The following is a 13,132-nucleotide window of genomic DNA, read 5'->3' as shown; positions in this document are numbered from 1 at the left end:
GCAAATCACCTAAGCCGGGCAGCAGGCGATCCACCGAGAGGCGGACGGGCTAGAGGACTGGAGGATCTGGAAATGCGATATGCGATCTACTTCACGCCGGAGCGTGACGACCCGCTGGCAAAATTCGCCGCGCGCTGGCTTGGGCGCGACCCGTTCACCAGTGAGACCTTGCCCCCGGTCGCTGTCGGCTCCTTCTCGGCGGCAGAAATCGCATTTCATACGGCCGCCGCGCGGCGCTATGGCTTCCACGCGACCTTGAAAGCGCCTTTCCGCCTGATGGACGGACTGAAGGAGACCGAACTCTGCGACGCGCTCGACCGCTACACGCTGCAGCAGGAACCGGTACACCTGGAACGCATCAAGCTCGCTCGCCTCGACAGTTTCTTTGCACTCGTGCCCGCCGATCCGTCACCGGATCTCAACGCGCTTGCAAGCGACGTTGTGACTGCCTTCGAGCCCTATCGCGCACCGCTTTCGCCGTCCGAGATCGAGCGCCGCAACCCGGACAATCTTTCGCCGGCTCAGCTGAAGAACCTGCACAAATGGGGTTACCCCTATGTGCACGAGGAATTCCGCTTCCACATGACGCTCACCGGACGGGTGCCTGCGGCGGAAGCAGAACGTATGGAACAGGCAATCAGCGACCATTTCGGCCCGCTTTTGCTGGAACCTCTCACCATTGGTACACTTGCCCTGTTCATAGAGCCGGAGCCCGGTGCCCCATTCAAGATCAAGTCTCTCCACCCGCTCCAGGGCGGCAGAGCGCGTAAAACTGCCTGAAAGATCGATATGACCAAGGAATTGCTGTTCAAGAATGCGAATATCGTGCTGCCGAACGAGGTGGTGCGTGGAAGCCTGCTCATCCGCGATGGCCAGATTGCGGATATTTCAACCGGCACTGCTAGTGGCGCAGGCGAAGACCTCGACGGCGACTACCTCGTGCCGGGGCTGGTGGAACTTCACACCGACCATCTCGAACGCCATTATTCGCCGCGTCCGAAGGTGCGCTGGAACCCGGTCGCAGCCGTCATGGCGCATGACGCGCAGATCGCGGCATCCGGTATCACGACCGTCTTCGATGCACTGCGCGTTGGTCTGGACGAAGACAGCGACATCAGCGCGCAGGACACCCGGGACCTGGGTGACGCTATCGAGGAAAGTCAGGAGGCCGGGCGCCTGCGTGCGGAGCATTTCCTGCATTTGCGCTGCGAGGTTTCGGCACCCGATTGCTATGATGGCTTCTCGTTGTTCGCTGATGATGACCGCGTGAAGCTTGCTTCGCTCATGGACCACTCGCCGGGGCAGCGTCAGTTCACCAATCTCGATGCCTATGCGCTCTACTACAAGACCAAGATGGGCCTGGATGATGAAGGCTTCCGCCGGTTCTGCGAAAAGCGCATGGCGGAATCGTCGAAAAATTCGGCCCCGAACCGACGCAAGGTTGCTGAGATCTGCGGCCAGCGCGGCATCATCCTCGCCAGCCATGACGACGCCACCACCGACCATGTCGCCGAAGCGGCGCGGGATGGTGTTCGCGTTGCGGAGTTTCCCACCACATTGGACGCAGCTTCTGCCTCGAAGGGCTCGGGCATGGCCGTGCTCATGGGCGCACCGAATGTCGTCCGCGGCGGCTCGCATTCCGGCAACGTCTCCGCCCGCGAGCTGGCGCGCGAAGGCAATCTTGATATTCTGTCTTCCGACTATATCCCCTTCAGCCTGATGCAGGCTGCATTCTCGCTGGGGCAGGTCGTCAACGGTATCAGCCTGCCCGAAGCCATCGCCAAGGTGTCGAAGAACCCCGCCGACGCTGTGGGCCTCAACGACCGCGGTGCCATCGAGGTTGGCCGCAGGGCCGATCTTGTCCGCGTGCGTCTCGATGATGGCATGCCGGTCATCCGCACCGTGTGGCGCGCGGGCGAGCGTGTGGCCTGAGGAGCAGAAAGATGATCTCCGCCAGCATGGAACGCGCCCGCGCCGAAACACCCTTCCCGATCCGACAGGGCGTTTTCGTCGCCGTGGCGGGGCCGTCGGGGGCAGGCAAGGACTCCGTGATGCAATATGCACGCGAGCGCCTTGGCGCCCTGGCTGGGGATGTCGTCTTCGCGCGGCGCGTCATCACGCGCCCGATGGAAGCCGACAGCGAGGAGCATGACAGCCTGGAAGTGGAAGCTTTCGAACGTGCGGAGCGTGACGGTTGCTTCGCGGCATCCTGGCGCGCAAACGGCCTGTGCTACGGCCTTCCCGCCGAACTCGATGACATCGCCCGCGCCGGCCAGGTGGTGGTGGCCAATGCCTCGCGTGCGGTCATCCCAGCGCTTGGCGAGCGCTATGTCAACTTCCAGCCAGTTATCATCACGGCACCACGTGAAGTGCTGGCGGATCGGTTGGCAGCCCGTGGACGCGAAAGCCGGGCCGAGCTGTTGCAGCGTCTGGAGCGCGCGCATTCCAGTGAATTGCAGGTGCCTCAGGCGCTCGTGATCGACAATTCGGGCCCGTTGGAACAGGCGGGCGAGAAGTTTCTTGCGGTTCTGCGCAGGGCTGCTGCCTGGAGTGATGTCTGCGACACCGTCTGAGGACTTGACCTTCCTTCTGCCTTCATCTGCGTTATTGTGCGCCGCTGCGCTCAAACGGCTACAGATGGATGGAAGCGAAAATTGGTACCCAAAGCGGAATTGCACTGTCACATTGAGGGCGCGGCGTCGCCGGCACTCGTTATGGCCCAGGCGAAGAAATACGGCGTCGATGTCTCGTCCTTCATCCGCGATAACGCCTATCACTGGAATGACTTCACCAGCTTCCTCAAGGCCTATGATCGCGCTGCCGAGCTGTTCCGCACGCCCGAAGATTATGCCCTTCTGACGGAAAACTATCTGCGCGAAATCGCGCGCGATGGCGCGATATATGCGGAGTTCTTTACCTCGCCCGACCACGCCGAACGGGTAGGGCTGTCACCCGAATCCTACACCGAAGCACTGGCCGAAGGCATGCGTCGCGCAAAGTCCGAAACCGGTATCGAGTCGCGCATGGTGGTCACCGGCGTTCGCCATGTGGGAGCGGAAGCAGTGGTGAAAGCCGCAAATTTTGCCGCCAATTGTGGCCATCCTCTGGTGACAGGCTTCGGCATGGCCGGAGACGAACGCATGGGCGCCGCAAGTGACTTTGCCCGTGCCTTCGACATTGCTCGTGAGGCAGGCCTTGGCCTGACGGTTCACGCTGGAGAATTCGGCGGCCCCGAAAGCGTCCGATCCGCACTGGATACCTTTGCGCCGACCCGCATCGGCCACGGCGTGCGCGCAATCGAGGATGACGCGCTTGTTCAGCGCATCGCAGAAGAAGGTATCGTGCTAGAGGTCTGCCCGATCTCGAACATCGTGCTCGGTGTCTATGACCGCATCGAAAACCACCCGCTTCCCGCACTGAAGGAGGCAGGTTGCCGCGTGACGGTCAGTTCCGACGATCCGCCGCATTTCCACACCTCGCTCTCGAACGAATATGACGTGGCGAAAGAGCATTTCGGCTTTGATGACGGGGAATTGCTCGCTCTCACGCGCACTTCGGTCGAAGCTGCCTTTGTGGATGAAGCAACCCGCACACGGCTTCTGGAGCGCCTGAACAGGGCGTCAGAGGCATAAAGGCTTGCGCAGCCGCGCTGCATCTGGTTTCCGACAGGGTAAGAGTTTTCAGGTGCACGAATGCGCGCCCTCAGCGCGCAAGATCATGGAGCCAATCATGCAGGGCGTGAACGTCGTCGATCATCCGCTTGTACAGCACAAGCTGACCATCATGCGGGACAAGGAAACCTCCACCGGCAGCTTCCGCCGCCTGCTGCGCGAAATTTCGCTTCTGCTCTGCTACGAGGTGACCCGTGATCTGGAAGTTACCACGCGGGTCATCGAGACGCCTGTCCAGGAGATGAAGGCGCCGACGCTTGAGGGCAAGAAGCTGGTCTTCGCCTCGGTCCTGCGTGCAGGCAATGGCCTGCTAGACGGCATGCTCGATCTGGTGCCGTCCGCCCGTGTTGCCCATGTCGGTCTCTATCGTGACCACGAGACGTTGGAAGCGGTCGAATATTTCTTCAAGGCGCCATCCGATCTCGAAGACCGGCTGGTAATCGTGGTCGACCCGATGCTTGCCACTGCCAATTCCGCCGTTGCCGCCGTGCAGAAGCTGAAGGACCGCGGCGCGACCAATCTGCGCTTCCTCTGCCTTCTGGCAGCACCTGAAGGTGTCGAGCGCTTCCGCAACGCGCATCCCGATGTGCCCGTCTTTACCGCCTCGATCGACGAGAAGCTTAATGAAAAGGGATATATCGTGCCTGGCCTCGGGGATGCGGGTGATCGTCTCTACGGCACCAAGTGATTAGCAATTCGGAAACCACGCCTGTCTTCGGGACGTGGCTTTTAAGGTCTCGGTGATAGTCTGCCTCCATGCTGGCGCACGCCAGAATGGGGGCAGACCATGCGTTTGAGCAAGATCATCTTTCTGAGTTCGCTAGTCGGGGTCGCCGTGGCGCTGCCCATGGTGCACAGAGACAATCCGGAGCTGTTCTCCAAGCTCGTGAGCCATTTCTACAAGAGCTCGGCCACGGGCGAGGAAAGCCGTATGACGGTGCACCTCAGCCGTGCCGAACTGGAGCGAGAGCAGGAAAATCTTCTCGGCCGCAAGATACGCATACCATCAGACGCCAAGGGTCATTTCTTTGCCGAGTTCAAGCTGAACGGAGCGCGCATTCCGGGTATGGTGGATACGGGCGCGACCATGGTGGCGATCAATACCAGCACAGCGCGCAAGGTGGGCATCAGGCTTCAGGAATCGGATTTCAATGCGCGCGTGAACACCGCCAACGGCATGACGCGAGCAGCCGTGGCAACGCTGGAAGGCATGGCGATCGGAAAGATCTACGTTCCAGATGTGGAAGTCCTCGTTCTCGACGATCACGCACTGGACCATACACTGGTGGGCATGAGCTTCCTCAGCGAACTCAAGCGGTTCCAGATCGAACGCGGTTCGCTCATCCTCGAGCAGTGATTAGCCGCCAACGCGCTCGAGCACGGGATTGATCCGCTCGACCTTCTCGCCAAGCGTGAAAGCCTTGAGCAAAGCTGCCTGCGCAGCCTGTGCATCCTCCCGGTGGGCAGCGTGGATGCGCGCAAGCGGATCGCCCTTGCTGATGGCCGTGCCAACCGGCGTGATGCGATCGATACCCACGCGGTGATCGATCTTGTCTTCCGCGCGCCTGCGCCCTCCGCCAAGGCCGATAACGGCAACGCCGACGGCGCGGGAGTCGATGGCCGCCATATATCCTGCTTCGGGCGCTGGAACATCAAGAACGAGCGGTGCTTTGGGCAGATGATGTTCGGCACGATCAAGGAAGTTGGCTGGCCCACCCAGTGCGGCCACCATCCTGTTAAATTGCTCAGCCGCCCTCCCATCATCCAGAGCAGCCCGCGCCATCGTTTCACCTTCCGCAGGCGAGGCGGCAAGCCCGCTGGAAAACAGCATCTCCGCGCAAAGCGCCAGCGTCACGCGCTCCAGCCGGTCGGTGCGCCGCGCGCCGGTCAAAAAGTCAGCCGCAACCTGAACCTCCACCGCATTGCCTGCGGCGTCAGCCAGTGGTTCGTTCATGTCGGTTAGAAGTGCGGTTGTCTTGAGGCCCGCACCATTGGCCACCTGCACGAGACTGAGCGCCAGTTCCTGCGCTTTTTCATGACTGCTCATGAAAGCGCCATTACCGCATTTTACGTCAAGCACCAGGCTCTGCAGCCCCGCTGAAAGCTTCTTGGACAGAATGGAGGCGGTGATCAGCGGCACGGATTCCACCGTGCCGGTCACGTCGCGCACCGCGTAGAAGCGCTTGTCGGCAGGCGCAAGATCGGAGGTCTGCCCAATGATCGCGCAGCCCGCCTCGTGGACGGTTTTGCGGAAGAGGTCAAGCCCGGGCTGGCTCTGATAGCCGGGGATGGAATCCATCTTGTCCAGCGTGCCGCCCGTATGGCCAAGGCCGCGACCCGAGATCATCGGCACGAGACCGCCACAGGCTGCAATAATGGGCGCAAGCATTAGCGAGACATTGTCGCCCACGCCACCGGTCGAATGCTTGTCGGTGACAGGGCGGTCGAAGCCCTGCCAGTCCAGCACGTCGCCGCTGTCACGCATGGCGAGCGTCAGCGCAACCGATTCCTCGCGCGTCATGCCGTTGAGAAAGATCGCCATGGCAAGAGCGGCAACCTGGCCCTCGCTCCATCCATCATTGCTCAGGCCCTGCACGAAATCGCCGATTTCATCCGGGCCGAGCGCCTTGCCATCACGCTTGCGGCGGATGATCTCCTGCGGCAGGAGACTAGTCATCGCGGTGCATGCCGGAGGCGAAATAGGCGCGCAGAACCTGTGCCAGGCGCTGGCCGCCAAGCGGCGCCATGTCCTTCGTCTCCTGATGCGACATCTCGCCTGCGGCCATGCCCGCACCAAGATTGGTGATGACGGAGCAGGCGGCCACTTTCAGCCCGATGAAGCGCGCGAGAATGACCTCGGGAACGGTGGACATGCCGACAGCATCGGCACCAAGTGTCCGCGCCATGCGGATCTCAGCTGGCGTCTCGAAGGACGGGCCTGAAAACCACATATAGACGCCGCGATGGAGCGTGACTTCGGCCGTTTCCGCTGCCTTTGCCAGCGCCTCCCGCATGTCGCGGTCATAGGCCTCGCTCATGCCGGTAAAGCGGCGGTCGCTCTGCTCGCCGATCAGCGGGTTCATGCCCGAATAGTTGATGTGGTCGTCGATCAACATGACCGATCCAGGCGGCATTTCCGTGTGCAGCGAACCGGCCGCATTGGAAAGCAGAAGGCTCGTCACGCCAATGCCCCACAGTACCTCGAGCGCAGGGCGCATCGCTGCCGCATCGCCGTGCTCGTAATAATGCGCGCGCCCTGCAAGCATGACCACCGGAACACCCTGAAAGGTGCCGGCGACGATCTTGCCTGCATGGCCGGAGACACCGCTTTGTGGAAAGCCGGGCAGTTCCTCATAGGGAATGTGGATGGCGTTCTCGACCTCGTCGACAAGGCCGCCAAGGCCCGAACCGAGCACGATTGCGACCCGCGGCATCAGGCCGGCCAGCCGTTCGGTCAGAATATCAACCGCTTCCTTCACCGGTTCTGCTCCAGATCAAAGCCACGAGGAAAGATGGACGAGAAAGGCACGCTCTCAACCACGCCTTCCATGGTGCAAAGATGCAGAACCGCGTCCTCCGTCACGAATTCGGAAAGCCGCTGGCGGCATCCGCCACAGGGCATGATGCGTTCCATCTTCTCTGCGACCACGGCCACTTCCGCGACCTTGCCGCCGCCGCCCATGATGAGGTGCCCCAGCGCGGTCGTCTCGGCACACCAGCCTTCCGGATAGGATGCATTCTCGATATTGCAGCCGGCATGAACGGCCCCATCGGTGGTGCGAAGTGCTGCACCGACCGGAAAACGCGAATAGGGCGCATAGGCCTTGGCCATGGCCGATTTCGCGGCCTCGAACAGATCTTCTGCCATCGCCTAGCGCTCCTTCACATAAGGCGTGCCACCCGCACGTGGAGGCACAGCCTTGCCGATGAAGCCGGCAAGCAGGATCACGGTCAGGATGTAAGGCAGTGCCTGCATGAACTGAACCGGGACGCGCCCGATCAGCGGCAGCGGCGTGCCCTGAATGCGGATTGCGAAAGCATCGAGGAAACCGAACAGCAGGCAGGCGAACATCACCGGCACCGGCTTCCACTTGGCGAAGATGAGGGCGGCCAGCGCGATGAAGCCGCGCCCTGCCGTCATGTCCTTCACGAAGCCCGCATTCTGCGCCAGCGCAAGATAGGTGCCCGCAAGACCGGTGAGGATGCCCGTGCACATGACGGCGCGATAACGCAGCCAGCCAACAGAGATGCCCGCCGTATCAACGGCAGCCGGATTTTCACCGACCGCGCGCAGGCGAAGGCCAAAGCGCGTGCGGAACATCACCCACCATGTGAAGGGCACCAGCAGGAAAGCGACATAGACGAGAAGCGAGTGACCGGAGATCAGCTCGGCATAGATCGGACCGATGATCGGCACGTCACGAACCGCATCCGCGAAGGGCAGGTGGATGGCGTTGAAGCGGCCTTCCGCGCCCAGAAGCGGTGTGCGCCCGCCTTGGCTGAACCAGGCCTGGCCCAGAATGATCGTCGAGCCGGCCGCGATGAAGTTGATGGCGACGCCGGAAACGATCTGGTTGCCGCGATGCGTGATGGAGGCAAAACCATGCACCAGCGCAAAGAATACCGAGACCACGACGGCAGCGGCAAGGCCGATCCAGGCGCTGGCGGTCACGGCAGCGGCAGCACCGGCGGCAAAGGCGCCGGCCAGCATCTTGCCTTCAAGGCCAATATCGAAAACGCCCGAACGCTCCGAATAAAGTCCCGCAAGTGCGGCCAGCAGCAGCGGCACGGAAAGGCGGACGGTGGAGTCGAGAACGGCAATCAGCGTGTCGAAGAATTCCATGTCAGGCACGCTCCCCTTGGGCGTCGCTTCGGTCGCGATCTGCCGCGTTGAACCCTGCAAACAGCGCCTGCACCGATGGGCGGAACATGTGCTCCAGCGCCCCGGCAAACAGGATGACGAGACCCTGGATGATCACGATCATGTCGCGCGAGATGCCGGGCATTTCGAAGGCGAGCTCCGCCCCGCCCTGATAGAGCATGCCAAACAGGATCGCCGCCGGCACGATGCCTGCGGGATGCGAGCGTCCCATCAGCGCCACGGCAATTCCCACGAAACCGGCACCGGTCACGAAGTCGATCTGCAGCCGGTGCTGGTCGCCCATCACCGGATTGAGCGCCATCATGCCAGCAAGAGCGCCGGAAATCAGCATGGTGATGATGATGATGCGCGTCTCGCTCACACCGGCATAGCGCGCAGCCTCGGGGCTGTGGCCACGCATGCGGATCTCGTAGCCAAGCTTTGTGCGCCAGATGAGAACCCAGACACCGAAGGCAGAAAGCAGTGCCAGCAGGAAGGACAGGTTGAACGGAGCCGAACGGATCGTGAAGCCGAACCATTCCAGCATGAAGTTGAGTTTCGGCAGATGTGCGCCTTCGGCAAAGGTGCGCGTCTGCGGCGCCTGCAGGCCCGCGGGCTTCAACACATTCACCAGCAGATAGACCATCAGGCTGGCTGCGATGAAGTTGAACATGATCGTCGTGATGACGATATGCGATCCGCGCTTGGCCTGGAAATAGGCGGGAATGAAGGCCCATGCCGCACCAAAGACGGCAGCTCCCGCAATCGCCAGCGGGAAGGTCAACCACCAGGGCAGGATATTGTCGAAGGCAAGCGCGACCAGCGCCACGCCGAGCCCGCCCACATAAGCCTGTCCCTCACCGCCGATATTGAACAGGCTGCAGTGGAACGCCACCGCTACCGCAAGCCCGGTGAAGATGAAGCTCGTGGCGTAATAGAGCGTATAGGCAATGTTCTGCCCCCGCCCCAATGCGCCGTCGATGAGGATCATGGCCGCACGAAACGGGTTCTCGCCCACCAGCAGAACCACAAGTCCCGCCACGAAAAAGGCAACCAGAAGATTGATGAGCGGGATCAGCCCGTAATCGGCCCATGCGGGCAATTTCGCATAAGGCGCACTCATTCCGCCGCTTCCTTTTCTTCAACGCCGGCCATCAGCAGGCCGAGTTCGCCTTCGGTGGCTTCCGGCCCGCGCTCGCCGACTATTCGGCCGGCGAACATGACGAGGATACGGTCGGAGAGCGAGCGGATTTCGTCGAGTTCGACGGAGACAAGAACCACGGCCTTGCCCGCATCGCGCATCTCGATCAGGCGTTTGTGGATGAATTCGATGGCACCGACATCCACGCCGCGGGTGGGCTGGCCGACGATCAGCACCTTCGGGTCCTGCTCGATCTCGCGGGCCAGCACGATCTTCTGCTGGTTGCCACCGGAGAAATTGGCCGTCTTCAGGCGCGGATCGGGTGGGCGGATGTCGTATTTCTCGATCTTCTCGACCGCGTCCTCGCGCATGGCCTTGATGTCGAGCAGCATGCCTTTGCGGTATTTCTCCTGCCCGTGATAGCCGAGCATGGCGTTCTCGTTTTCCTCGAAGGCGAGTACGAGGCCGACATGGTGGCGGTCTTCGGGGACATGGGCCATCCCGCGCTGGCGCAGATCGGCAGGGTCGGCTTCGCCCGTCAGATCCACCGGCGCGCCATCGAGCGTCACCGTGCCGTTTTCCGCCTTGCGGATACCCGTGATCGTGTCGAGAAGTTCCGTCTGTCCGTTGCCGGCCACGCCTGCAATGCCCACGATTTCGCCTGCGCGCACATCGAAGGAGACATTCTCCACCATGGTCACGCCGCGCGAATCCCTCACCGTCAGGTTCTTGACGGAAAGCAGAACCTCGCCGGGCTTTGCCTCGCCTTTCTCCACCTGCAGAAGCACGCGGCGGCCGACCATCAGTTCGGCCAGTTCCTCCACGCTGGTTTCCTGCGTCTTGCGTGTGGCGACCATCTGGCCCTGGCGCATGACGGAGACATTGTCGGTGACGGCCATGATCTCGCGCAGCTTGTGCGTGATGAGGATGACCGTTTTGCCCTCGTCCTTGAGCTGGCGCAGGATGCGGAAAAGGTGATCGGCCTCCGCAGGCGTCAGCACGCCGGTCGGTTCGTCGAGAATGAGAATATCCGCACCGCGATAAAGCGCTTTGAGAATTTCCACGCGCTGCTGAAGGCCGACCGGCAGTTCCTCGACAATGGCGTCGGGATCGACTTCCAGCCCGTAATCGCGCTCCAGCCGTTCAAGCTCCGAGCGCGCATTGGCGATGGAGCGGTTGAGAAGCGGCGCGTCTTCGGCACCCAGGATCACGTTTTCCAGAACCGTGAAATTGTGCACCAGCATGAAGTGCTGATGCACCATGCCGATGCCTTTCTGGATCGCGTCGGAGGAGGAGGTGATCTTCACCTCGCGCCCGCCGATGAAGATGCGCCCGCTATCGGCCTGGTAGAAGCCGTAGAGGATCGACATCAGCGTGGATTTGCCAGCGCCGTTCTCGCCGATGATCCCGTGGATCGTTCCCGCCTCGACCTTCAGGTCGATGTCGCGATTGGCGCGCACGGCGCCGAAACTCTTCGAAATGCCCTTGAGCTCGATTGCGGCTTCCGCCATGCGGGCTCTTCCCCGTTTATTGTCGTTTGTTTGCTTTAAGGATACCCGTTGTGGGCCGCCCTTGATTGCATACTACACTCGACAAAGGTTCAGGGAATTGTCAATTTCCCTGACCATGAAGATTTCGTCCTCACCCTTCGTCTTCAATACCACGCCCTCTATCGTCTTCGAGGCGGGCGCGGCAACCCGTCTTGGCGCGATAAGTGTTTCACGGCTGGGCACACGTGTCCTTCTGGTCACGGATCCCGGCCTGCGAAAGCTGGGTCTCGCCGATTCCGCGATCAAATCGCTCGAAGAAGCGGGCGCAAAAGTCACCATTTTCGACGAGGTGGAGGCCGATCCCTCCCGTGAAACATTAGAGCGCGCGGTGGACGCCGGGCGAAAGGCCCAAGTCACCGGCGTTGTCGGCTTCGGCGGCGGTTCATCGCTCGATGTGGCAAAGCTTGCAAGCCTGCTTCTGGGCTCGAATGAAGACCTCGACGACGCATGGGGTGTGGGACAGGCCAGGGGCCCCCGTCTGCCGCTGGTTCTGGTGCCCACCACCGCCGGAACGGGTTCGGAAGTCACACCTGTCTCCATCATCACCGTGGGTGCGGAGGAAAAGCGCGGCGTCTCAAGCCCCGTGATCCTGCCGGATATCGCAATTCTCGATGCGCGCCTCACCCTTGGCCTGCCGCCGGCAATCACCGCGGCCACGGGCGTGGATGCCATGGTGCACGCCATCGAGGCCTATGCCTCGAAATCCGCCAACAACAATCCGCTGTCGAAAATGCTCGCCCGCCAGGCGCTTCAGCTTCTGGGCGCGAATATCGAGACGGCCGTGTTTGACGGCGGCAATGAGGAAGCACGCGGCGCGATGCTGCTCGGCTCCATGCTGGCCGGACAGGCCTTTGCCAATTCGCCCGTCGCCGCCGTGCATGCGCTGGCCTATCCGATTGGCGGCACATTCCACGTGCCCCACGGATTGTCGAATGCGCTTGTGCTGCCTCATGTGCTGCGCTTCAACGCGCCCGATGCCGCGCATCTTTATGCCGAGATCGCCCGCGATGCCTTCCCTAATCTGGGCGAAGGCGAGGGCGCGCAGGCGCTCTGCTCCGCCTTCATCGAGGAGCTTGCGGCCCTCTCCAAACGGCTGGAAATGCCAACCCGCCTGCGCGAGGTCGGCATTGGCGAGGTGCATCTGCCAAAACTTGCCAGCGACGCGATGAAACAGCAGCGCCTGCTCGTCAACAATCCGCGCGAGGTGCGCGAGGACGATGCGGCCGCCATATACCGCGCGGCATGGTGAGATGAGCGAAAGCCGCCCTGAGCCTTCCACCCGCGCGGAATATCGCGCTTTTCGCACCATCCCCACGCGCTGGATGGACAATGACGCCTATGGCCACATGAACAATGTGGTCCACTATTCGCTCTTCGACACGGCGGTGAATGGCTGGCTGATCGAAAACAACCTGCTCGACATAAACAACAGCGCCGGGATCGGCCTGGTGGTCGAGACAGGCTGCCGCTATTTCTCGGAAATGGCCTTTCCCGACATCATCACCGCTGGCCTGCGCGTTGCACATCTGGGCAAAAGCTCCGTGCGCTACGAAATCGCGCTCTTCCGCAACGAGGAGAAAAAAGCCTCAGCCGAAGGCTTCTTCGTCCATGTCTATGTGAACCGAAAAACCCGCAAGGCTGCACCAATGGGCCCGGCCCTGCGCGCAGCACTCGAAAGCCTGCAAAAATGACCACCGACCGTATCGAACAACTCGAAATGCTCGCCGCCGAGCAGGAAAAGACCATAGAGGAACTTTCCACCCAGCTCACCGAGCAATGGAAAACCATCGACGCCCTGCAGAAGAAACTCGACCGCCTGACCGAGCGCTTTCTGACGCTGGAAGAACAGGTGGCGCCGGATGTGCCCGTGACGAAGCCACCGCATTGGTGATGGGCGTTGGCGCTGGAG

The 13,132-nt window shown here is 61.7% G+C and carries 15 protein-coding genes; 9 read left to right on the top strand and 6 right to left on the bottom strand.

What is annotated here, in order from left to right; translation table 11 throughout:
* Positions 1-72: 72 nt before the first annotated feature.
* From EL18_RS12535 to EL18_RS12510, 6 genes are all read left to right on the top strand, one after another.
* Entirely contained in the window at positions 73-780 is a 708-nt protein-coding gene (locus EL18_RS12535; protein WP_036484930.1) for a DUF1045 domain-containing protein, read from the top strand.
* 9 nt (positions 781-789) lie between these two features.
* A complete protein-coding gene (locus tag EL18_RS12530; protein WP_036484925.1) occupies positions 790-1,932 on the top strand; it encodes an alpha-D-ribose 1-methylphosphonate 5-triphosphate diphosphatase in 1,143 nt (380 codons plus the stop codon).
* 11 nt (positions 1,933-1,943) lie between these two features.
* Complete coding sequence (gene phnN / locus EL18_RS12525) at positions 1,944-2,573, top strand: phosphonate metabolism protein/1,5-bisphosphokinase (PRPP-forming) PhnN (protein ID WP_036484922.1); 630 nt, start codon at positions 1,944-1,946, stop codon at positions 2,571-2,573.
* An 81-nt stretch (positions 2,574-2,654) separates the two neighbouring features.
* Complete coding sequence (locus EL18_RS12520) at positions 2,655-3,632, top strand: adenosine deaminase (RefSeq protein ID WP_036484920.1); 978 nt, start codon at positions 2,655-2,657, stop codon at positions 3,630-3,632.
* A 97-nt stretch (positions 3,633-3,729) separates the two neighbouring features.
* On the top strand, positions 3,730-4,359 hold the full coding sequence (gene upp / locus EL18_RS12515) for a uracil phosphoribosyltransferase (RefSeq protein WP_036486306.1): 630 nt from the start codon (positions 3,730-3,732) through the stop codon (positions 4,357-4,359).
* Between the two features lie 99 nt (positions 4,360-4,458).
* Positions 4,459-5,028: a TIGR02281 family clan AA aspartic protease gene (locus tag EL18_RS12510; protein ID WP_036484919.1), complete on the top strand. Its 570-nt coding sequence runs from the start codon at positions 4,459-4,461 to the stop codon at positions 5,026-5,028.
* Here EL18_RS12510 and deoA read toward each other — a convergent pair whose 3' ends face one another.
* From deoA to EL18_RS12480, 6 genes are read right to left on the bottom strand one after another with little or no spacing between them, the layout of a single operon-like run.
* The gene (gene deoA / locus EL18_RS12505) at positions 5,029-6,348 is read right to left on the bottom strand and encodes a thymidine phosphorylase (RefSeq protein WP_036484916.1); all 1,320 of its coding nucleotides are present in this window, start codon (positions 6,346-6,348) and stop codon (positions 5,029-5,031) included.
* Positions 6,341-7,150, bottom strand: coding sequence for a purine-nucleoside phosphorylase (locus tag EL18_RS12500; protein ID WP_036484913.1), 810 nt, complete (start codon positions 7,148-7,150; stop codon positions 6,341-6,343). The genes deoA and EL18_RS12500 overlap by 8 nt, the downstream gene beginning before the upstream one ends.
* A complete protein-coding gene (locus EL18_RS12495; RefSeq protein WP_036484910.1) occupies positions 7,147-7,539 on the bottom strand; it encodes a cytidine deaminase in 393 nt (130 codons plus the stop codon). Before EL18_RS12495 ends, EL18_RS12500 begins: the two co-directional genes overlap by 4 nt.
* Before the next feature lie 3 nt (positions 7,540-7,542).
* Positions 7,543-8,514, bottom strand: coding sequence for an ABC transporter permease (locus EL18_RS12490; RefSeq protein ID WP_036484909.1), 972 nt, complete (start codon positions 8,512-8,514; stop codon positions 7,543-7,545).
* A gap of 1 nt (position 8,515) precedes the next feature.
* Positions 8,516-9,655 (bottom strand): ABC transporter permease, encoded by a 1,140-nt coding sequence (locus EL18_RS12485; RefSeq protein ID WP_036484907.1) that lies wholly within the window; start codon positions 9,653-9,655, stop codon positions 8,516-8,518.
* Entirely contained in the window at positions 9,652-11,184 is a 1,533-nt protein-coding gene (locus EL18_RS12480) for an ABC transporter ATP-binding protein (RefSeq protein ID WP_036484902.1), read from the bottom strand. Before EL18_RS12480 ends, EL18_RS12485 begins: the two co-directional genes overlap by 4 nt.
* A gap of 115 nt (positions 11,185-11,299) precedes the next feature.
* Between EL18_RS12480 and EL18_RS12475 the strand changes: the two genes are divergently transcribed.
* From EL18_RS12475 to EL18_RS12465, 3 genes are read left to right on the top strand one after another with little or no spacing between them, the layout of a single operon-like run.
* Positions 11,300-12,472 (top strand): iron-containing alcohol dehydrogenase, encoded by a 1,173-nt coding sequence (locus EL18_RS12475; RefSeq protein ID WP_036484900.1) that lies wholly within the window; start codon positions 11,300-11,302, stop codon positions 12,470-12,472.
* A gap of 1 nt (position 12,473) precedes the next feature.
* Positions 12,474-12,914 (top strand): acyl-CoA thioesterase, encoded by a 441-nt coding sequence (locus tag EL18_RS12470; protein ID WP_036486304.1) that lies wholly within the window; start codon positions 12,474-12,476, stop codon positions 12,912-12,914.
* On the top strand, positions 12,911-13,114 hold the full coding sequence (locus EL18_RS12465; protein WP_036484898.1) for a SlyX family protein: 204 nt from the start codon (positions 12,911-12,913) through the stop codon (positions 13,112-13,114). Before EL18_RS12470 ends, EL18_RS12465 begins: the two co-directional genes overlap by 4 nt.
* Positions 13,115-13,132 lie beyond the last annotated feature (18 nt).

Origin of the sequence: Nitratireductor basaltis (assembly GCF_000733725.1) — a bacterium.
Classification (GTDB): domain Bacteria; phylum Pseudomonadota; class Alphaproteobacteria; order Rhizobiales; family Rhizobiaceae; genus Chelativorans; species Chelativorans basaltis.
The sequence above is the reverse complement of the archived record's forward strand: the minus strand, read 5'-3'. Positions and strand labels throughout refer to the sequence as shown.

Excerpts from the sequence above, each read along its gene's own strand:
- deoA (WP_036484916.1), bottom strand. The coding sequence starts at position 6,348 with ATGACTAGTCTCCTGCCGCAGGAGATCATCCGCCGCAAGCGTGATGGC.
- EL18_RS12485 (WP_036484907.1), bottom strand. The coding sequence starts at position 9,655 with ATGAGTGCGCCTTATGCGAAATTGCCCGCATGGGCCGATTACGGGCTG.
- EL18_RS12530 (WP_036484925.1), top strand. The coding sequence starts at position 790 with ATGACCAAGGAATTGCTGTTCAAGAATGCGAATATCGTGCTGCCGAAC.
- EL18_RS12480 (WP_036484902.1), bottom strand. The coding sequence starts at position 11,184 with ATGGCGGAAGCCGCAATCGAGCTCAAGGGCATTTCGAAGAGTTTCGGC.
- EL18_RS12495 (WP_036484910.1), bottom strand. The coding sequence starts at position 7,539 with ATGGCAGAAGATCTGTTCGAGGCCGCGAAATCGGCCATGGCCAAGGCC.
- EL18_RS12490 (WP_036484909.1), bottom strand. The coding sequence starts at position 8,514 with ATGGAATTCTTCGACACGCTGATTGCCGTTCTCGACTCCACCGTCCGC.
- EL18_RS12535 (WP_036484930.1), top strand. The coding sequence starts at position 73 with ATGCGATATGCGATCTACTTCACGCCGGAGCGTGACGACCCGCTGGCA.
- EL18_RS12470 (WP_036486304.1), top strand. The coding sequence starts at position 12,474 with ATGAGCGAAAGCCGCCCTGAGCCTTCCACCCGCGCGGAATATCGCGCT.
- EL18_RS12465 (WP_036484898.1), top strand. The coding sequence starts at position 12,911 with ATGACCACCGACCGTATCGAACAACTCGAAATGCTCGCCGCCGAGCAG.
- EL18_RS12475 (WP_036484900.1), top strand. The coding sequence starts at position 11,300 with ATGAAGATTTCGTCCTCACCCTTCGTCTTCAATACCACGCCCTCTATC.
- EL18_RS12510 (WP_036484919.1), top strand. The coding sequence starts at position 4,459 with ATGCGTTTGAGCAAGATCATCTTTCTGAGTTCGCTAGTCGGGGTCGCC.
- phnN (WP_036484922.1), top strand. The coding sequence starts at position 1,944 with ATGATCTCCGCCAGCATGGAACGCGCCCGCGCCGAAACACCCTTCCCG.
- upp (WP_036486306.1), top strand. The coding sequence starts at position 3,730 with ATGCAGGGCGTGAACGTCGTCGATCATCCGCTTGTACAGCACAAGCTG.